This window comes from Mesorhizobium humile, from assembly GCF_033977215.1.
Taxonomy (GTDB): Bacteria; Pseudomonadota; Alphaproteobacteria; order Rhizobiales; family Rhizobiaceae; genus Mesorhizobium; species Mesorhizobium humile.
In genome coordinates this window covers 164549-184136 of record NZ_JAVIIV010000008.1, presented here as the reverse complement: position 1 = coordinate 184136, position 19588 = coordinate 164549, and the positions used below count along the sequence as shown (strand labels likewise).

At 64.4% G+C, this 19588-nt stretch carries 12 protein-coding genes and 1 tRNA gene; 6 read left to right on the top strand and 7 right to left on the bottom strand.

Going from position 1 to position 19588, the window contains the following annotated elements:
* Positions 1-40 precede the first annotated feature (40 nt).
* The 3 genes from RFM52_RS14790 to mgtE all read left to right on the top strand — a co-directional run bounded on the left by RFM52_RS14790 (position 41) and on the right by mgtE (position 4438).
* On the top strand, positions 41-442 hold the full coding sequence (locus tag RFM52_RS14790) for a DUF6252 domain-containing protein (protein ID WP_320295627.1): 402 nt from the start codon (positions 41-43) through the stop codon (positions 440-442).
* Positions 443-798: 356 nt separating this feature from the next.
* Positions 799-2691, top strand: a complete 1893-nt coding sequence (locus tag RFM52_RS14785) for an ABC transporter ATP-binding protein/permease (RefSeq protein ID WP_320295628.1) — start codon at positions 799-801, stop codon at positions 2689-2691.
* A gap of 382 nt (positions 2692-3073) precedes the next feature.
* The gene (gene mgtE / locus RFM52_RS14780) at positions 3074-4438 is read left to right on the top strand and encodes a magnesium transporter (RefSeq protein WP_320295629.1); all 1365 of its coding nucleotides are present in this window, start codon (positions 3074-3076) and stop codon (positions 4436-4438) included.
* 53 nt (positions 4439-4491) lie between these two features.
* On the opposite strand, the gene gor is transcribed toward mgtE, so the two are convergent.
* From gor to rpiA, 3 genes are all read right to left on the bottom strand, one after another.
* Positions 4492-5880 carry a glutathione-disulfide reductase gene (gene gor, locus RFM52_RS14775; RefSeq protein WP_320295630.1) on the bottom strand — a complete coding sequence of 463 codons (1389 nt, stop codon included), beginning with the start codon at positions 5878-5880 and terminating at the stop codon, positions 4492-4494.
* A gap of 118 nt (positions 5881-5998) precedes the next feature.
* On the bottom strand, positions 5999-6616 hold the full coding sequence (locus tag RFM52_RS14770) for a DUF2059 domain-containing protein (RefSeq protein WP_320295631.1): 618 nt from the start codon (positions 6614-6616) through the stop codon (positions 5999-6001).
* Between the two features lie 21 nt (positions 6617-6637).
* The gene (gene rpiA / locus RFM52_RS14765) at positions 6638-7333 is read right to left on the bottom strand and encodes a ribose-5-phosphate isomerase RpiA (protein ID WP_320295632.1); all 696 of its coding nucleotides are present in this window, start codon (positions 7331-7333) and stop codon (positions 6638-6640) included.
* Positions 7334-7510: 177 nt separating this feature from the next.
* Between rpiA and RFM52_RS14760 the strand changes: the two genes are divergently transcribed.
* Together RFM52_RS14760 and RFM52_RS14755 are read left to right on the top strand one after the other, a co-directional pair.
* Positions 7511-8191 carry a phosphoglycolate phosphatase gene (locus RFM52_RS14760; RefSeq protein ID WP_320295633.1) on the top strand — a complete coding sequence of 227 codons (681 nt, stop codon included), beginning with the start codon at positions 7511-7513 and terminating at the stop codon, positions 8189-8191.
* 119 nt (positions 8192-8310) lie between these two features.
* Positions 8311-8385, top strand: a tRNA-Val gene (locus RFM52_RS14755).
* Positions 8386-8475: 90 nt separating this feature from the next.
* Here the strand turns inward: RFM52_RS14755 and RFM52_RS14750 are convergent.
* The 3 genes from RFM52_RS14750 to RFM52_RS14740 all read right to left on the bottom strand — a co-directional run bounded on the left by RFM52_RS14750 (position 8476) and on the right by RFM52_RS14740 (position 13768).
* Positions 8476-8646 carry a hypothetical protein gene (locus tag RFM52_RS14750; RefSeq protein ID WP_320295634.1) on the bottom strand — a complete coding sequence of 57 codons (171 nt, stop codon included), beginning with the start codon at positions 8644-8646 and terminating at the stop codon, positions 8476-8478.
* Between the two features lie 99 nt (positions 8647-8745).
* Positions 8746-10272 (bottom strand): MBL fold metallo-hydrolase, encoded by a 1527-nt coding sequence (locus RFM52_RS14745; RefSeq protein ID WP_320295635.1) that lies wholly within the window; start codon positions 10270-10272, stop codon positions 8746-8748.
* Positions 10265-13768 carry a S8 family serine peptidase gene (locus tag RFM52_RS14740; RefSeq protein ID WP_320295636.1) on the bottom strand — a complete coding sequence of 1168 codons (3504 nt, stop codon included), beginning with the start codon at positions 13766-13768 and terminating at the stop codon, positions 10265-10267. Before RFM52_RS14740 ends, RFM52_RS14745 begins: the two co-directional genes overlap by 8 nt.
* Before the next feature lie 752 nt (positions 13769-14520).
* On the opposite strand from RFM52_RS14740, the gene RFM52_RS14735 reads away from it, so the two are divergent.
* A complete protein-coding gene (locus RFM52_RS14735; RefSeq protein ID WP_320295637.1) occupies positions 14521-15204 on the top strand; it encodes a Crp/Fnr family transcriptional regulator in 684 nt (227 codons plus the stop codon).
* A gap of 126 nt (positions 15205-15330) precedes the next feature.
* Here the strand turns inward: RFM52_RS14735 and RFM52_RS14730 are convergent, their stop codons facing one another.
* Positions 15331-19557 carry a cytochrome P450 gene (locus RFM52_RS14730; RefSeq protein ID WP_320295638.1) on the bottom strand — a complete coding sequence of 1409 codons (4227 nt, stop codon included), beginning with the start codon at positions 19555-19557 and terminating at the stop codon, positions 15331-15333.
* Positions 19558-19588 lie beyond the last annotated feature (31 nt).

Below are 19588 nucleotides of genomic sequence, written 5' to 3'. Positions count from 1 at the left end.
TCCGCTGGCATTGCAGCGCGTGTCCGCCGAGGAGGCCGTCATGTCGGCCACCTTCGAAGGCAAACCCTGGACAGCGTCCTTTACCTTGGCCCAGACGATGCAGATGGGCGGCAAGCCGATGCTGAACCTGTCGGGGACGGAACAGGGCTCGCCGACCATGACCTTCAATTCGATGCTGGTCTTGAAGGATCCGAACGACCTTGCCGGCAGCTATGCGCTCAAGGCCGGCTCAGCCGCGAATAGCGCCAACTTCAACATCCTCGATTCCGGCGCCATGGTCGGCCATGTCCGTTTCGGCAGCGGCGAGATCGTCATCGACAGATACGACGCTGCCAGCAAGACCATTTCCGGCCATTTCAACGCCTCCGGAAAAGACGAATCGGGAAAACCTGAAGAGCTCACTGACGGTAAGTTTTCGGGCATTCCGGTCACCGCGCAGTAGCCATTTCGGCTGATCGGCGCCTCTTTTTCGTTCACAAACCCGTGTTTTTCGCTTCCGTAAGGGAAGCTTTTCGCCACTTGGCGCAATCACTGTTAACGCGCTGGAATAAAAGACGAAATCGGCGCGATTGATGGTCAATCGGCGCTGCCCGCCTGTTGCCATCGCGCCACGGCGGGTAACCCTGTTCACATTCCCCGGCAGAAAATTAATGGAAAATGATCAATTGGTGTTACCCTGTGTAACAAAACTAGAAAGGTTTGGGCGGGATCGTGACTGGGGTCGGTAGACCGCGACGTACAGTACCGGAGCAAACATCCAACGAGGCAAGGACCTCGTCCCTGACGCCGGTATCGTCGATGCGTACATTCTGGGGGCTGATGCGAGCCTACTGGTTCTCTGACCGGTGGAAGGAAGCCTGGACCCTCACCATCGTCATCGCGCTGCTGACGGCATTGTCCAGCAAGGCTGGCGTCTGGTTTGCCGTGGCGCTGGGCGAGCTGGGCAATTCGATCGCCTTCCTCCACGACGCCGCCAACACCCATCCGTTGCAGACCATCCTGACCAATGCCGGCATATTGGTGCTGCTGGTCGTGCTGAAGGATGCCGTCTTCACCGGCGTGCGCAATCTCGTTTCAACGACCTTGCACCGCAAATGGCGGGGTTGGCTGAACAATCAGTTCAACCAGGCCCTGCTCGACGGCAACCACACCCATTTCCATGCCCAGCACGGTTCGGCCGCCGGCGGCATCGTCGCTCCGGACAACATCGACCAGCGCATCCAGGAATCGATCAAGGATATGACCGGCGGCGCGATCGGGCTTGCCATGGGTGTGCTGGGTGTAGCGACTTCGCTCTATTTCATCGGCGAAAACCTGATCGGGTCCTCGGTGGAGGTCAAGGGCCTGGAATTCCTGGGCAGCTACGGCACCGCCGTGCTGGCTTTCCTCGCCGTCGCTACCTACGTGCCGCTGAACACCTGGATCGCGGTCAAGCTCGGCCGCCTGCTCGAGCGGCTCAATGTGCGCATGCAGCAGGCCGAGGGCAGCTACCGCAGCGAGCTGACGACATTCCTGCGCCGCAGCTTCCACGTCGCCGCCTCGCATGGCGAGGGCGTGCAGAAGTCGATGCATGACCGGCTCTATGTCGACATCGACAAGACATGGGGGCGGCTCAACGTCGTCAACACCAGCTACACGTCGTTCGAGCTGATCTACAATTTCGTCGGCGCCCGCATCGTTGCCTACGCGCCGGGCCTCGTGTCGTTCATCCACAACCGCCTTGACTACAAGGGCTACATCACCGGCTCCGAAATGGTCGCCCAGTTGATCAGCCAGTGCTCGTGGTTCATCCATGTGATGCCGGCGATCGCGACGCTCAGGGCCAACAGCCAGCGCGTCACCGAACTCGCCAACGCCATCGAAAGCGTCCAGCATCCGCGCGAATTCTATCAGCAGACCGGCCGCTCGGACTTCAGCTACGCTGCCCAGAACCCGGTGTTCGGCCTGACCATCCAGAAGCTGGAGCTGGCGCATCAGGGCGAGGACGCGACGCCGTTCCTCAGCGCCGCCAATTTGCGTTTCCGCCGCGGCGAATGGACCTTCCTTAAGGGCGAGTCCGGCTGTGGCAAGACTTCGCTGATCAAGGCGATCAACGGCCTGTGGCCATATGGCCGCGGCACCATCGTCTTTCCGGAGGGCGTGGCGAGCTTCTACGCCGCCCAGGAGGTCAAGCTGCAGCAGGTTTCGCTGAAGCAGCTCGTCTGCCTACCAGGTTCCGAGCACGACCATGCCGACATGCAGGTCGCGGCGGCCCTGCACAAGGCCGGCCTCGGCGACTTCATCGAACATCTGGCCGACGAGAGCCGCGAGGGCAAGATCTGGGACCAGGTGCTTTCGGGCGGCCAGAAGCAGAAGCTGGTGGTCGCGCGCATCATCCTGCAGCAGCCCGGACTTCTCTTCCTCGACGAGGCGACCGGCGCGCTCGATCCCGAAGGCAAGGTCGCCTTCCACCAGGCGATCAAGGACAATTGTGCGAACGTCACCGTCATCAGCGTCATGCACGAGGCTGTAGCGCCGCGCTCGCTTTCCGGCGAGGAATTCTATCACAGCGTGGTTTCGATCGCCGACGGCGTCGCCACCAAGAAGCCGCTTGCGCCCAGCCTGCCGCGCGAGCTCACCACCATTCTCGCGCAGCCCCGTCCGACCGAGGATAAATGGCTGCGCTTCTCGCGCCGCCTGAAGCAGAAATAGCAGTCATACCAAGTCTTTGGGTGAGACGGTGGCTGCGCCGGCAGGCGCCGCCGATCACAGTCTCGCGATCAGCGCTATCCGCGCGCGTTTTCCAATGTTCCGCGATTGACTCGGCAAAAACCGCTCCTATGTTGCGCCCGCTCGCAGAATTCAAACCTACAGCGCCGCGCGTCACTTGGGCGCGCAAAGGACGCTGTAGAAACTTAGAATTTGCGCATGATCCTTTCCGAAAATCGAAAGCCGATTTTCGGGATCATGCGCGAACCCGGCGAGCAGAAAGGTCAACCCGCCATGCCTGGCGACAGTCACAGTCGAACGCAACCGCCGTCCGCCCTGACGTGACCTGACGGCTCACGTCCTGCCGGACGGCAAGGAGTGAGCCATGATCGAATTCGCACCCGTACTGGACGACGAAGCCGTCGCCGTCGCCCGTGTTCTTGCCAACGATCACGTCGCCGACGTCGTCGAAGCCCTCAACCGTGAGCCCCGCGAGACAGCCATCGAGCTGCTCTGCGCCGTGCCGTTCGAGCGGCTGGTCGAGATTTTCGACCAGCCGGAGCTCGAAGCAGCGCCGGAACTCGCCGAAGCCCTGCCCCGCCCGAAGGCAAGCAAGCTTCTGACCGCGATGTCGGTCGACCGTGCCGCCGACATTCTGCGCGAGCTGGACGAGCCGGCCCGCTCGGAACTGCTCGGCGCCTTGGCGCCGCCGCTGCGCGCGACGCTGCTGTCCATCCTGGGATATCCCGAAGGCAGCGCCGCCTCGATCATGACGACGGAATTCGTCAGCGTACCCTCGGACTGGACGGTCGGGCGCACGCTCGACTACATCCGCAAGGTCGAGCGCACGCGCGAAACCATCTACGCCATCTACATCGTCGATCCGGAGACGCAGCTCCTGCTGCGGGCGACCGGATTGCGCCGGTTGATCACCGGCAATCCGGAAGATCCGATCCTGTCGGTGGCGCCCGATCGTGTGCCGGTGACGGTGACGCCGCTCACCGATCGCGAGAACCTGGCGCAGACCATCTCGAAATACGACCTGCTCGCCTTGCCGGTGGTCGACCATGGCAGGATCCTCGGCATCGTCACCGTCGACGACATCATCGATACGATGATCGAGGAGACGACCGAGGACGTGCATCGTTTCGGCGGCATGGAGGCGCTCGACGAGCCCTACATGAAGATGAGCTTCCTCGCCATGATCCAGAAACGCGCCGGCTGGCTCTGCGCGTTGTTCCTCAGCGAGATGCTGACCGCCAACGCCATGCAGAGCTATGAGGGCGAACTGGAGAAGGCGATCGTGCTGACGCTGTTCATCCCGCTGATCATGAGCTCCGGCGGCAATTCCGGCTCGCAGGCGACGTCGCTCGTCATCCGCGCGTTGGCGCTGCGCGAGATCGGGCTGCGCGACTGGTGGCGGGTGGCGCTGCGCGAGCTGCCGACCGGGGTGGTGCTCGGCTCGATCCTCGGCATCGTCGGCATCTGCCGCATCGCGCTCTGGCAGTATTTCGGCTTCTACGACTACGGCCCGCACTGGATGCTGATCGCGGCAACGGTGGGCGCGGCGCTTGTCGGCATCGTCACCTTCGGCTCGCTGTCGGGATCGATGCTGCCCTTCGCGCTGAAGCGCATCGGCTTCGACCCGGCGAGCGCCTCGGCGCCGTTCGTCGCCACGCTGGTCGATGTCACCGGGCTGGTGATCTACTTCTCGGTGGCGCTGGTGATCCTGCGCGGCACGCTGCTGTAGACTTGGGACTTATCGCCGCCGGCCATGCCGGCGGCGCTCCTCCAATCCGTGGCTCAGACCCGTTCGCCGTTCTTCACGCGATAGGTCGGCTTGTACATCGTCACCAGTTCCTCGGCCGCCGTCGGATGGACGGCCATGGTGCGGTCGAAATCGTCCTTGGTCAGACCCGCCTTCAGCGGAATGCCGAGAAGCTGCGCCATCTCGCCGGCATCGGGACCCATAATATGGGCGCCGATCACCTTCCTGGACGCACTGTCGACCACCAGCTTCATCAGCATCTTCTCGTCGCGGCCGGACAGCGTGTGCCGCATCGGACGGAACGATGCGCGATAGATCTCGACATCGGGGTAGCGCTTGATCGCGTCGTCCTCCGAGAGGCCGACGGTGCCGATCTCCGGCTGCGAGAACACCGCCGTCGGAATGGTGTCGTGGTCCGGCGCGGTCGGATTGTTCTTGAAGGCGGTCTCGATGAAGCACATCGCCTCGTGGATCGCGACCGGCGTCAGTTGCACGCGATGGGTGACGTCGCCGATCGCCCAGATGTGGTCGACATTGGTGCGCGAATATTTGTCGACGACTATCGCGCCCGTCTTACCGAGCTCCACCCCGACGCCTTCCAGGCCCATATTCTCGGTGTTGGGAATACGACCGATCGCCAGCATGACCTGGTCGACCGTCAGCGTCTGGCCGCTCGACAGCAGCACATCCAGCCTGCCTTCGGGGTTCTTGCGCACCCACTCCGAAACCGCGGGGCAGAGGATCTTGATGCCCTTCTTCTCCATGGTCTCGTGCAGCGAACGGCGCAGATCCATGTCGAAGCGGCTCAGGATCTCCTGGCCGCGATAGACCAGCGTGGTGTCGACGCCCAGGCCATGGAAGATGTTGGCGAATTCGACGGCGATGTAGCCGCCGCCCTCGATCATGATCGCTTTCGGCAATTGCTTCAGATCGAAGGCCTCGTTGGAGAAGATGCAGTATTCATGGCCTGACAGCGCCGGATGCGGCGCCGGACGTCCGCCGGTCGCGATCAGGATCTGGTCGGCGCTGACCGTGCGGTCCTCGGCAACCAGATAGATGCTGTGGTGGTCGACGACCACGGCGCGCGAGTGAAAGGTCTCACCGCCGGAGCCCTCGACATTCCTCTTGTAGATCGCCTCGAGCCGCGCGATCTCCTTGTCCTTGTTGGCGACCAGCGTTTGCCAGTCGAAGCTCGCCTCGGGCACGGTCCAGCCATAGCCGGCGGCGTCGGCAAAATGCTCGGGAAATTGCGAGGCATAGACATAGAGCTTCTTCGGCACGCAGCCGCGGATGACGCAGGTGCCGCCGAAGCGGTATTCCTCGGCGATGGCGACGCGCTTGCCGAGAGCGGCCGCCACCCGGGCCGCCCTCACCCCGCCCGAGCCGCCGCCGATGACGAACAGATCATAGTCATAACCAGCCATCGCGTGGGCTCCTGCGGATGAGAAAGACGGGGTCACAGGTAGGCTGCAAAGCGGCAAAAGAAAAGCCCGGGCAAGCCCGGGCTTTGTGGTCCAGCAGTCGTCGGCCGGCAGACGCGGATCAGTTCTGCGAGTCGTCAGCAGGGGCAGAATTGTCGGCGGGCGCCGAATTGTCCGCCGGAGCGGAACCGTCGGCGGGCGCAGTGGCGTCCGGAGCCGGCGCTGCCGGCGCCGCGGCCTTGGCTGCCGCGGCAAGCGTCTCTCCGACCTGCTGCGCGAGATCGCGGGCAACGCCATTCTGCCAGATGTCGGCCGCCTTCACGAGATCACGCGTCACCGCGGGGCCGCTGTCGAGCAGCTTCTTGCCGGCATCGGAACTATAGAAGGTGGCGATATCGTTGAGGTCCTTCTCGGAGAACACCTTGGCATAGGCGAGCGCCGCCTCCTTTTCGAGGTCGGCACGCCGCGAAGCCATGCCGAGCGCCTTCTCGGTCACGGTCTTGCCGATCAGCTCCTGCATGTCGGGGTTCTTCTGGATGAGCTGCGATTCCAGCGCAGCCGCCGCCTGCGGCAGGATATTGTCGAACGAGTCCGTAGCGTGGATCGCGGCGACAGCCGCGCGGGCGGCCTTCAGATGCGATTCGCTGACGTCCTGCGCAAACACCGGCGAGGACAGCGCAAGGACGGCCGAGGCCGCCAGAAGTGTCGAAAGGCGGCGAACTCGTTTAGGCAACATCATAGTCGGTAGAACTCCCTGGTTTCAGGCTGCATGGACGGTTTCGATACCGTCGCCGCCGGCGATGATGGCCGTTGACGCCAGCCCGATGAATAGACCGTGCTCGACAACGCCAGGAATGGCGAAGAGAGCATTCGAAAGCGCTCTTGTATCCGGAATGCGGCCAAAAGATGCATCGAGGATAAAGTGGCCGCCGTCTGTAACAAATGGCTGGCCCCCCGTCATCCTCAATGTAACCGGGCCGGAAAGCCCGAGCTCTGCCGCCGCGGCGCCGATCGCGATCTCGGTGGCGCGCAGGCCGAATTTGTTGACCTCGATCGGCAGCGGGAACCGGCCGAGGGTTGCGACCATCTTGGACTTGTCGGCAATGACGATCATGCGCTCGGACGCCGCCGCGACGATCTTCTCGCGCAGCAGCGCGCCGCCGCCGCCCTTGATCAGTGTCAGGTCCGGATCGACCTCGTCGGCGCCGTCGATGGTAAGGTCGAGTTCCGGCGTGTCCTCTAGCGTGGACAGCGGCACGCCGAGCTCGCGGCAGAGTGCCGCGGTTCGCTCCGAAGTCGGCACGCCGATGACCTTGAGACCGGTCGCAACCTTCTCGGCCAAGAGCCGCACGAATTCTTCCGCCGTGGTGCCGGTGCCGATGCCGAGCCGCATGCCGCTGCCGACATGGGCCAGCGCTGCCCGCGCGGCTTCGACCTTCAACTGCCTTGCATCCATTGGGAGGCCCCGATTTTGCCGGTTTCGCGCGCCTCCTAGCATTTTTGCCTGTCGCGTCAAAGGTTCGCCCTCAAAGGCCCCCATCAAATGCCGCGCTGTGGACCGATCGAGGCTTCTTGCTTGAACCCGGCCCAACCTGTATCGGCTGCGGCAATTCAATCGCTACAGGAACTACCCATGCCGCGCCCGATCATCGTCTTCGACCTGGATGGAACACTGGTCGATACGGCGCCGGATCTGCTCGACAGCCTCAACCACAGCCTGGCGGCAAGCGACCTCGCCGCTGTCGACGAGACCGGTTTCAGGCGCTTCGTCGGCCATGGCGGACGCGTCATGATCGAACGCGCGCATGCCGCGCAGAACAAGGCACTGGTGGCGGCGGAGCACGACCGGCTGCTGACGCTGTTTCTCGACCATTACACGCTGAACATTCCAGGCAAATCCCAGCCCTACCCTGGCGTCGTTGCCGCGCTCGACCGTTTTCAGGCCGCCGGCTACCTGATGGCGGTCTGCACCAACAAATACGAAGCCAATTCAGTAGCGCTGATCGGCGCGCTCGGCCTGTCGAACTATTTTGCCGCGATCTGCGGCCAGGACACGTTCGCCTTCCGCAAGCCCGATCCGCGCCATCTCACCGAGACGATCCGCCTGGCCGGCGGCGATCCGCACAGCGCCGTGATGGTCGGCGATTCGCAGACCGACATCGACACCGCCAAGGCGGCCGGCATTCCCGTGGTCGCGGTCGATTTCGGCTACACCGATCGCCATGTGCGCGAATTCGAACCCACGCTGGTGATCTCGCATTTCGACACGCTGACGCCGGACCTGGCCGAGCGGTTGATCGCGGCGGCGCGCTGAGCGGCGCTCCACGGCCTCCGGCCCGGAAAATTCAGTCCCAAGATCGTCGGCGCATCGCCTTGACTTCGCGCATCCGCCTACCTTATATCGCGGCTCGCTTCGGCCTTCGGGCCGCAGGCGGGCGATTAGCTCAGCGGGAGAGCACACCCTTCACACGGGTGGGGTCGCAGGTTCAATCCCTGCATCGCCCACCATCCAACTCCCTGTATATGTTGGATGATCCGGCCCAAAGAGTTTCTCAAGCATTGCTGCATACATGCTTGGGCATGGATGCATGCCAACGCCTAAATCAGCCCTCTCCGCACATTCATACTCGTCACGGCCGTCACCAGAACGGCGCCGGTCATGAAATAGAGCGTGGCTATGATGTGGCCTTGGTGGAAATGCAGCCCGGCAAATAGCAGGGCGGTGACCACGGCAAGGAAGGCGATGACGCGCGAGAATGCATCGGGCATGGGACGACCTTGTGCAATGTGTTGAGTGGCCGCCCTCATTCAGCCGCATGCTCCATAGAGCGGTTTTCGATTTTTCGCAATCGGCTCGCTGGCGAGCACTCAAACCAGGTCCACCTCGACCCACAACCCGCCCGGCCCCCGGGCAGCATCGCGCGGTGCGCTGCGCACCGCCTGGATCGAGCCGGACGGCGCGGCAAAGGCCGGTTTGCCGTTCTTGTCGGCCAGCCATGGATCATCGGCGCGGATGACGCGGCCCTTTGTCTTCGTCTCCAGCGCGGTCAGGATGCCGTCATAGGGCATCTCGCCCCAATGCACTTTCACCGCATCGACCTTGTTGGTCGGGATGAAAGCCGAAAGGTCCGCGCTCGTCAGCAGATCGAAACCCTGTTTCTGCGGTGTCGCGTTCTGGCTGCCGTGATGGGCCACCTTGAGATAGATGGTGCGCGCCAGAAGATCGGCCGATGTGACGGTGCCTTGCCCCACCGGCCATTTCAGCTCCTTCCAGCTCAGCCAGTTGCCGATCTGGGCGTCGCCCGGGAACAGCAGCACCCGGCCTGAGTCGATGAACTCGAAGGCAAGCACCAGGCTGGTGTTGTTGACGCCGCGGTCGAGCTGCAGGGCAAGGTCGGCGGCGATCCCCATCCAGTCGGCGTCGATGCGCCGCCAGGACTGGTCGCGGTCTTCCATGGCCGCCGTGGCCGAAACCGGGCCGGAATAATGCTTGCGGACATAGGCGCCGATATCGATGGCCGGGTCGCTGCCCTTGTCGCCGTTGAGCGCGGCGGAAAGCGGCGTACCGACATTGCGTTCGAACGGACTGAGCTCGTCGACGTAATTGGCGTCGGCCGCCTCGTTCATCTTGAGGCCGCTCACCAGCGCCCGCGCAAACGGTCCGCCGCTGGCCAGTGGAAACATCTCGCTCGCCTTCTCCTCCAGCCGCAGCGCCGCCTTGTCGCGCGGCGGGCCCAACACGTAGACGCGCAGGTTGGGCAACCCGTCGATCGACACCGGCGGCCCGCCGGGCTCGAAATAGGTCGGTGACGGTTTTTGCGACAGCCTCGCCGCCGCGTCGCGGGCCGAGCGCACCCGCTCGCCGGCGGCGCCGAACTGGAAGCCGAGCACGGACTGCAGGCCGTCACGAACGCCGGCCATGTAGGAACTGAGCCCCTGCATTCCATCGAGCTTCTGGCCCACGCCCTGCAGCGCGGCGATCGCCTGGCCCTTGAACTTGTCCAGCTCCGCGGCCTCGGCGTCCGCGGGATTCTCGGTCCATGCCATCCAGACATCGGCGACAACAAAGTCTTTGAAGAGGTCTTTTGCCGTCAGGAAGCCTGAGACATGGTCCCAATGCTCGTGCGTGACCACGAGGATGTCGATCTTGCCGCCGGTCTCCTTCCTCATGTCGGCGACGATATCGTTGACCAGCGCCGGGCCGCCTGTGATCGAAACGTGGATGCCGCAATCGATGAGCATGCAGAACGGCGTACCGTCCGCCTTTTTGAAGGTAAGCAGATGGCAATCGCCGATACCTTGGCAGTAGTGCCGCACAGTGACGCCCGCAGCCTGCTGCGTCGCTGTGGGCGCTGTTGTTGCCGGCCTTGTCCTCGTCGCTGGCGTTCTAGACATGGTCGTCGTCTCCATCGCTGGCATGCAGCAAGGCAAACGGTTCCGACACCTCGCCGCCGAAATAGAGCGCTCGCAGCGGCGACAGGTAATTGGCCGCCATTGTGCCGGCCTGACGCTTCTGCCGGTCCACGCTGCCGGTGTTCTTGATGATCGCGTAGCGGATCTCCTCGAAACCCTCGCGCGGGTCGATGATGATCGTCGCGCCGCCACGGAACCAGAAGAAGCCGTCGCCCTTGGTCATGCCTTGCGGCATCGCCGTGCCGTCGAGCGCGACCGGAATGCGCTGCTGGATGACCGCCACGACCTCGACGCGGAACGAGCCGTCCGGCTCGACGCGTCGCGTCGGGCGCACGCTATAGATGTCGAAGGTCGTCTCGCCTTTCTTCGGCGGGTGCATGACCGTGCCGTCCTCATTGTAGCGCGGCAGATCGGGTAGCAGGCCGAACTGGATGTAGAGGTCCGGATTGGAGGCGAAGGCCTTGTGCATCGCCTTCCACAGCGCGTAGCGGTTCTTGTCGTTGAGCGCGAAGATCTCGGCCCGCTTCAGCTTCTGGTTCCAGCCAAGGTCGATCTTGCCGAGCAGGCCCTTCAGCCAGGCCGGCGACGGATCCTCCGGCGCGCTCCAGGCGAGCGTCTCTTCCGAGATGGTGCGAACGTCGCGCGGCAGAAGCTTCCATTTGCGGAACGATTCCTGGAAGGCCAGGCGGTAGTGCAGCGGATCGTCGGGATAAGCGTCGCGGTCCGCGGTGATCAGCGCGCGCAGATATTCGCCGAAGGTGATGTCGACGGCAGGGCAATAGTCGAGCGCGCGAATGCACATGGTCAGCATCTGCTTCGCGGTCTTGGCGACCTCGTCGGTCAGGCGTTCGACCAGGCTCGGATGCAGGGTTCCCGCCGGCAGGATGCCGGAGCCGCCAGTGGCCAGCTGGATCAGGTCGTCGGTCCGCCGATCGGCTATCGCCAGGAAGGCCTGGTAGACGGCAAAGACCAGGATCGAGCCGCGGTCATGCGCCTCGAAAGTCTTGTCGTAGTCGAGATCGGCCATGCCGGCGCTGCCATATTCGCGCAACGGCCCGGCCCTGCCGCTGCCTTCGCCGAACTGCTTGGCGATACCGGAAAGCAGCGAGGCGGCAGACAATTCGCCCCTCGCCTTGCCGATTTCGAAGCTGACCAGTTCCTTCAGCGTGAAATGCTGGAACAGCGCGACGATGTCGGCGAAAGCCTCGTGGAAGGCCGGCACGTCCGGGTTGGACGCCTCCTGGAAGCGGCGATGCAGCCCGTCGAGCAATGCGTGCGACATCTCATGCGCGACGATATCGCTGGAAAGGCATGAGAACACCGTCGTTCCGGGCGTGGTGACGTCGCCCTCACTGCTGGTCGCCGGGAAATAGCCGAACAGCAGCGCCTTCTTTTCCGGGCTGTAATAGGCGTTCTCGGCGCGCAACGCATGCGGATAGATGCGCAGGCGCGGCACGTAGTGCGCCTTCACGGTCATGTCGCCGGTCCGGCCGGGAGCCTCGGCATAGTGCGGCGCCCACAACGCCCGCCGGCCAAGCGCGCGCTCGAAATGGCCGATCGTGGTCATGGCGACGGCGTAGGCCATCTGCTGGTGGAATTTCGGATTGCCCTCAGAAGGCGGCAGGCCGTCCTGCGCCAGAAGCACCTTGTCGTTGAGGTCGACCGGATCGTAGACGCGGTCGGACGCGGGGTCGACATCGACCACCTCGAGATATTCGCCGATCGGGCCCGGCAGCAGCGGCCTGTCGGTCGACGGCTCGTCGTCCCACGGCACCGAAAGCGTCGCCTGGTAGACCGAAACCGAGTCCAGCCGTTTCGCCACGGAAGGATCGAGCGCGTAGATGCGCAGGCGCCGTTGCGGCGGCGGCAGCGGCCGCGGCTTGCGCCTGATGGCTGGCGCGGGGCCCATGACCGGCACGGGAACCGCCGCGCTGGCGCCTGGACGGCCGAGCAAACCTTCCAGAAAGGCCTTCAGCGGCTTTGATGGATTGCCCTGGTCGAGCGCCGCTTCGAGATAGCGGTTGCGCGCCGCGGCCGAAATATTGCCGGGATCGCCGTCCGGGTCGGCGATCGCCTGTTCGACTGCCGCGGCGCCTTGCGCCATCTGCGTCAATTCAAGCGCAAACATCATCCGCTGCCGAAGCGTCGCCGGCGGGGGCGCCGCCAAAGAGTTGCCACCGGTCAAAAGGTCCAGCCAACTCCATGTGTAGGTGGCTCGAGCGAGCTTCGTCAGGCTGTTCGCCGCCGGCGGCGGGACGTCCAGCGCATCGAAGGCCCGCAAGACGCCCTGCCCGATCTTCTGCTTCGTCTCGGTCGCATTCATCTTCGCCGTCGATTTCGAGGCCTTCGCGAACAGCGCCTTGCGTACCGCCTCGATCCGCATCCACGGCTCGGGATAATCCTTCACCACGTCCCAATGCTCAGCCAGCCACAGAGCGGCCGCGGCAGCGACCTGCGGCGTCGCGGCCGAGGTGCCGCTGCCGTCCATGTCGACCACCTTGCGGCAATCGATCTCGGCCCAGGGCACGTTCGGCGTGTAGGCTCCCAGCGCCGTATCCATCTTCGAAGGCGGCCCGTAATTGCCCTGCATGGTACCGAGGGCGAGCCCGGCATAGGCACGCCCGTCGCCCATCACGCCACAGGCCGCGAGCACCCGGTTGTAGCGCGCGGGATAGACGATGCTGCTGGGCGTGACGGTGAAATTGTTGCCGGCCGCCGTGACCATGACAAGGCCGTGGTCGTAGGCAAGGTTGACTGCATCGACCAGAGCCTGCGAGGCGAGGCCGCCCATGCTCATCGACAACACTTGCGCGCCCTGCTGGCGCGCATAGTCGATGCCTTGCACCATGGTGCCGGTGGTCAGCCGCACCACCCAGTCGGCGATGCGCACCGGCAGGATCTTCGCCAGCGGTGCGCCGCCGACGAAATCGGTGAAGCCCGGCCAGTGCGGCGACGTGCCGTCGAGCTTGTTGCCGGCGAGCAGGCTGAGCGTGCCGGTTCCGTGGCCGCGATTGCTGGTCAGCGTGCCGGCTGGCGCGCGGTCCGTCGCATCGTTCGGACGGGTTTTATCAACGAAATTGCGCTGCTGCGCTGTAAGAAGTCCTGCCGGAAGGGTCTCATGACCGGGGTCGAAGCCGGTGTCCAGATGGGCGATGGTGATGTTGGCCTGCTTGGCGCCGACCCTTTCGCGCGCCGCCTTGAACTGGCTGAAGTCCGGCGCGGCATTCCAGGCGATCCGGCCCGACACCGTCGCCTGTCCACCGCTCGGATCCTGGTCGTCGAAAGCGCATGTCGGAGCCGCGCTCGCCGCCATGCCGCGATCGCCGGCGCTGTCCTTGTAGTCCCATTGCTGCACGATATCGGGCTCGACCGCGAGCACCTCGGCGCCTGCGGCCGCCAGCGCCGGAGTCCGTGCGACAAGGTCGTGGGCGTGGTCCCAGGGATTGTCGCTATCGGCGGCATCCGTGGCCAACCGCAACCAGGTGGCGCCGCGATCCGCGGCCGCGGCCGTACCGGCGCTTAGAGGGCTGGGTGGGAGAGTAAGGATCGGCTCGGCTTCGATCCCGCCAATCCGCGGTGGCCCGCCTCGCACCGAGAGTCCCGCGCCGTCGCCACGAACCTTTACAAGGAGTCCCTTCGCGGCTGCCACGGCGTGCCCTCCCCCAAAATGAACCATGGCGCCCGACCGTCCGCTGCGGTCAAGCCAAGGTTCCAGCCACGCTTCGACTGATCTTTTTGCCGACTAGGCAACCATGCCGGCTGCGACGAAAAGATCGGTCGAGGCGTGGGCCATGCATTTCTAAAATAACCATCGGTCCGCCCGACGCGCATATCTGTGAGCACCTTCACATACGTCGAACACCGCTTGCGCTCAGATGTTGTAACGGTGGCGTCGACGACTCCTACCAAGTACGGCGTCCGAAGCTGCTGCCGGATATGCGGTTCTCGAGGAGAGATTTCGATCACCTAGCCATTTTCAGGTTTGCTGTCTGCGCGCTGGGCACCTCCCACCCAAGCGCGCGGACGGCGTCCAAGGATCGGCCCGCAACCGCCAGTGCGCCCGGTCTCCTTACAGTTTGCCGGCTTGTCCGTTTTCGGCGTGTCGGGCGTGACATCGAAACTCTGTCCGCCGCCTGCCGAGTTCGTTCAGCCACCATAGAAGGAGACGACGCTTTGATCGAGCACGCACTTATCCTACAATTTCCGTCTAACGAGAGGCGGAATCGTATCATGGCTACAAACGGCGCGGACGACAGGAACCTGCCGCGCCTGGCGCGCATCGACCCGCGCCAGTTCGACCTGCTGTTCGGCGGCTGCAAGCTGGAGCGCTATGCCGCCGGCCAGCATTTGTTCGTCCAGGAAGATACATCAGACCGCATCTATGGCGTGATGAGCGGCACTGTCGAGATTTCGATCTACTCGCCCGGCGGGCAGAAGCTGGTGGCCAATATCGAGCTGTCGCGCAGTCTCGTCGGAGAGATCGGAGCGCTGGATGGACGCCCACGCACGGCGACAGCCATCTGCCTCACGGCATGCGAGCTGGTTTCGCTGAGCCGGTCGCAACTCTTTGACCGCATTGAGAAAAATCCGCCTCTGGCACGCGGGATGATCGAATTGCTATGCGCGCGGCTGCGCTGGGTCAGCGGCGAGCTGGGCGACCAGGCCTTTTTCGGCATCGAGGCCAGGCTGGCAAAGCGGCTGGTGTTCCTGAGCGGCGTCATGGCCGACAGCGCCGGCTGGATTCCGATTTCGCAGTCGGAGCTCGGCGAATTCCTCGGCGCGACGCGTGAATCCGTCAACAAGACGCTCAACGACTGGCGCAGCCGGCAGATGATCGCCATCCGGCGCGGTGGCCTGCGCATCACCAACGCCGCCGCCCTGAACCAGATCGCCGAATCGCAAGACGACGACTGAGCAGTCAGGCTCGGCGTTTTCGCCGTAGCCGGCTCGGCGATTCGGCCGTAGCCTTCTCGGCAGTTTCGCCGCAGCTCCGTCGGCTCACCGCATCCGGAAGCGACGAACGGCTTTCAACGCACCCCGTCAGAGCCGCGAGATCATATAGCGCAGCGCCGAGCGGCTCGGCATGAAGAAATAGCCGCCGCCCTTGGTGGAGACGAACTGCGGCACATCCTTAAGCACGGTGACCTTTTCCCAGGATGGGATCGAGAACCGGCCGCCGCCGCCTCGCGCGCCGATCGTCGGGTCCGTCTCGCCGACCAGGCCCTGGAACGAGTTCGATGAGACCCAGGTCTGCTGGATGAACTCGTATTGGCGTTCGATATCCGCGTTGAGGCACATGAAGAGCAGGCCCTTCTCGGTCTTGCCGCCCTTGTCCTTCTTCTCGTAGGTGCGGCCGACGCGCAGGATGCGGTGGCGCTTGCCGATCCTGATCTGCGTCTCGCGGTCCTCGCCAAGCGAATCGCGCGGGTTGGACCGGCGTATGTGCGAGCCGAGCGGACAGGCATGCCCCTGCGGGTCCTCGGCGCCGAGCGCGAAATCATTGTCGATGCCGCGGCCCGGGCGTCCGTTCGGATTGCGCACCAGCGAGCTGCCGTCCTGCCAGCGGCCCAGCATCTTTGCCGCCACCCAGCGTTGATCGATGGCGGCGTCGCCGGTCTCCTCGGCTGCCTGCGTCGCCGCTTTCCTGCAATAATCGTCGAACAATTCGACATGCTGCTCGAACTGGCGCACGACGAGGAAGGTGCCGTTGCGGCCGAAATCGCGCGGCGGAGGCGGCTGCCCCGGTATCTGGCGGTTGCGCCGCACCTGCGAAAGGATGCCAGTCCGATCCAGCGCCGCGTCCACAGACGGCGAAGCCGGGTAGAAGCCATGCTCGTCGCGATAGCCGAACAGGAACTCGCCCGGTGCCAGCAGATGCATGGGCGCGGCTCCCTTGGCGGCGCGCTGCGTGCCCCGGACGATCGGCTGCGAGACGCCGTCGACGAAGCCGAAATGCTCGACCGCCCGCTTGCCGTCGCGCCGCACCATCAGTGGCAGCTCGGCGGCCACGGACATGCCGGCGCTCGTCGTCTGTCGCTTCATGGCCGAGATCTCGGCCTTCAACGTGGCCGGTGTCTCGGCGTAGCAGACGATGACGATGTCGATGGGCTTGTCGGCCGAACCCCACTGCCATTTGTCGGGCGCGTCGGGGCCGGTGTCGTTGAGGATGCGGCTGCGCTCGGGCGTTCCCATGCCTTGCCGGAAGGCGACGGGAAACGTGTCCAGCGGCTCGTCGTCGACGCCGCCTTCCAGCCCAAGCCGGCGCAGCCCGTTGGGGCCGAACGCCACGGTCATGGCGCGGCCGGCAGGCACGCCGTCGCCGAAGCTGGTTTTGTCGATGACGGAATCGAGCCAGGCCTTGCGCCTCGCCGCGGTCAACCCTTCCGGCACCTGGATCGCAAGCATATGCGCATAGCCGAGCGCGCCGAAGGGTCCGAAGAAAATGGACTGGATTTCCCCGGATTCCAGCTCCTCGAGCGGCGCAGCCGGTGGTTCGGGCAGGCTGGTCGCGTCCGCCGGCTGTGCTTGCGGCCGCGGCAGCGAACCGAACAGGCTCAGCCAGTCGCGCGCCTCGTTGCCGGTGGCCGAAGCGATGCCGCGCCTGATCCTGGAGTTGATGCGGATGCGCGGTGTGTTGAGGTGCGGATAGGCGCTGTACCAGAACAACGTCGGCACCTGCTGGCGTCGCGCCCAGCGCTTGAAACGATCGCCGTCGCGCGCGCCGTCCAGGAACAGCCAGCGCGTGCGCGGATAGCCTTCGGTGTTGCTCCATACCCCAGTCAGGCCTGCCGAGGCCTTGGCAATGAAATCCTCCAGATAGCTTTCCCAGCTGCCGCCATAGTTGGAGAAGAACACCAGCCTATCGGTGCCGGGCAAAAGCACCCAGCGGGCGAAATGAATGGTGTTGATGGTGGCGAGAAAGCCCGGCCTGAACACTTTCTGCGCCGATATCGAGATCAGGTAGAATGACAACCGCAGCGCCAGGCGTCGCAAGATGCCCGCCTTCATGGTCGAGATCGCCGTCAGGTTGTTCTGCGCGGCATGGTCCTCATTGGCGAGGATCTTTTCCAGAGCACCGATGTCGACGGGCGTGTTCGCCGGCTGGTCCTTGTCCTCGAGCCGCCGCAACGCCAGGAAGCAAAGGCCCACGAACAGGGCGAGAATGGCCAGCAGACCGAGCACCGTAAGCAGGAGCGCGGCACCGGCGATCGCGATGTTGGCGAAGGTGACGCCATGCGGGTTGCCGAACACGAGCACATAAGTCAGGCGCCAAAAGGCAAGAACGACGATCGCGACAGTGGCGAACATCGCCGGCGTCAGCAGCGTCGTGGTCAGCGCGCTCGACCAGTGGCCAGGCGGCTTTTCCAGCAGGCTTTCGGCGGGCTCGAACGCCCAACCGAATTGCCCGAGGCAGCGGACATGCCGGCGCGCCTCGGCCAGCACGTCCATCGCGTTGCCGGCCCCAGCGCGCGGCTTTTCGGCGATCTCGCGCACGCTGTCGGCAAGCTTGGCCTCTGCAAGGATGCGGCGCACGGAATGGCCGGGCGTGCCAGCGAAAACCAGCCCCGCGGCGCTGCCGAAGGACGGCGATATCTCGATATGGTTCTTCTTCAGGAAGTCCTCCAGCGAGCCGCCGTCCGGCAGGCCGCAGACATCCCTGAAGATCGGCCGTAGCCGGTGCCCGATCGATTGCGCGATGGCGGTTATGACATCGTCGGTGCTGCCGTCGCCGGAGATTTCAAACACCAGCGCGCCGGTCTCGATCCCCGTTTTTTCATCCTTGCCGGTCGGAGCGACGGCCAGGCTGGTGAAATGTATGGTGCCGACCTTGTCGAGCGCGGCACTGAGCTCGCCGATCGCGGGATTGCCGAGATCGGCGACCTTGTCGCGCACCGCATCGAGCGGCAAGGAGCGGGTGATCGGGCAGACCACCGTCACCATCGACTGGTCGGCTGTGCGGCAAAGCGGCGAGCGCTCGAAATCGACCTTGAGGCTTGCCGGATAGGCGCCGACATTGACCATCTTGCCGGCCCTGCCCCGCGCGCGGCCAAGCTTCGGTTTGCTGAACAGGGCGCGGATGCATTCGCCGATCTGGATGCGTGCGATCTCGGCGCCGATGCACAGATGGATGCCGTAGCCGAAAACCATGTAGTCGCGATGCGGGCGCGACGTATCGAAGTCGTTCGGCCGCTGCACGATCTCCGGATCGAACATCGCCGAAAGCGTCGCCGGCATCACCACGGTTCCGGCCTTCACCAGCCGCTCGCGACGCGTGCCCTTGCCGATAACCGCGTCACGCCTGGTATAGCGCCAGGGCCCGATCCAGATCGGTTTGAACCGCATGGCTTCCATGATCGCCCGGTCGAGTTTGCCGGTATCGCCGGCAGCAATTGCCCGATCGACGGCTTGCCGTGCGTCGGTTCGCGACAGGATCACATCCAGGCAATTGCTGCCGGCAAGCACATTGGTCGGCACAAAGCCGGCGACCATGCCGAGCATGATGGAATGAATGTCGGGCAGCGACAGGCGCCCCTGGTCCATCAACGCGACGAGGCGGGCAAGCGGCCGGTCGTCCCTGCCCGCCTTTTCCCTTACAGCCGTGATCGAGCGGTCTATGATTTTGATCAGCCGATCGCCGCCGACCACGGCGAGCTGACGCGTGGTGGGACTTGCCGTCGGGTCGGAAAAGAACAGCGCGCTGAGCGCGATCGACCAGTCGGCGAACTCGCTTTCATCATCGATCTCGAGGCCGAAATAATCGCGGCAGATGCGCACCGGCACGATCTTCATCAATCCGGCGATGGCATCGAAGCCAGGGCTGGCGCGGGTCATGATGTCACGCGAATGGCGCTCGGCGATCGGCCTGACGGTGGCTTCGACCTCCGCCGGCGGGAAAGCGCTCAGCACCGCCGATTTCATCTGCCGGTACGCGGCGCCGTCCTGCATGCCGAGAATGAAATTCGAGCCCCGGGCGAGCTCGGTCATCTCCGGCCCGTAGGGCGTCTCGAACTCGTCGCCCCGCTCCAATATGTCGCGAACATCCGCGCCCTTGGTGACAAGCAGGAAATTGCCGAAGCCGAGATTCGGCCAGAAACGGCGCAGAAGCGCCAGCAGCCAGCGCGGATCGCCAAGAAGAAAACCAGCGATGCGCGAAGCAACGCTGCTCTTGGAACGCAGCCGGTCGATGTCGAACGGCGGCATTTCCGCAACCGGACGCTGGCTCTTCTGAGCGGCCCGGACTGCGGCAAAGTACTTCAACATGATCATGCGCGTTCAAGCCCCCCGGCTGTCCACGTCA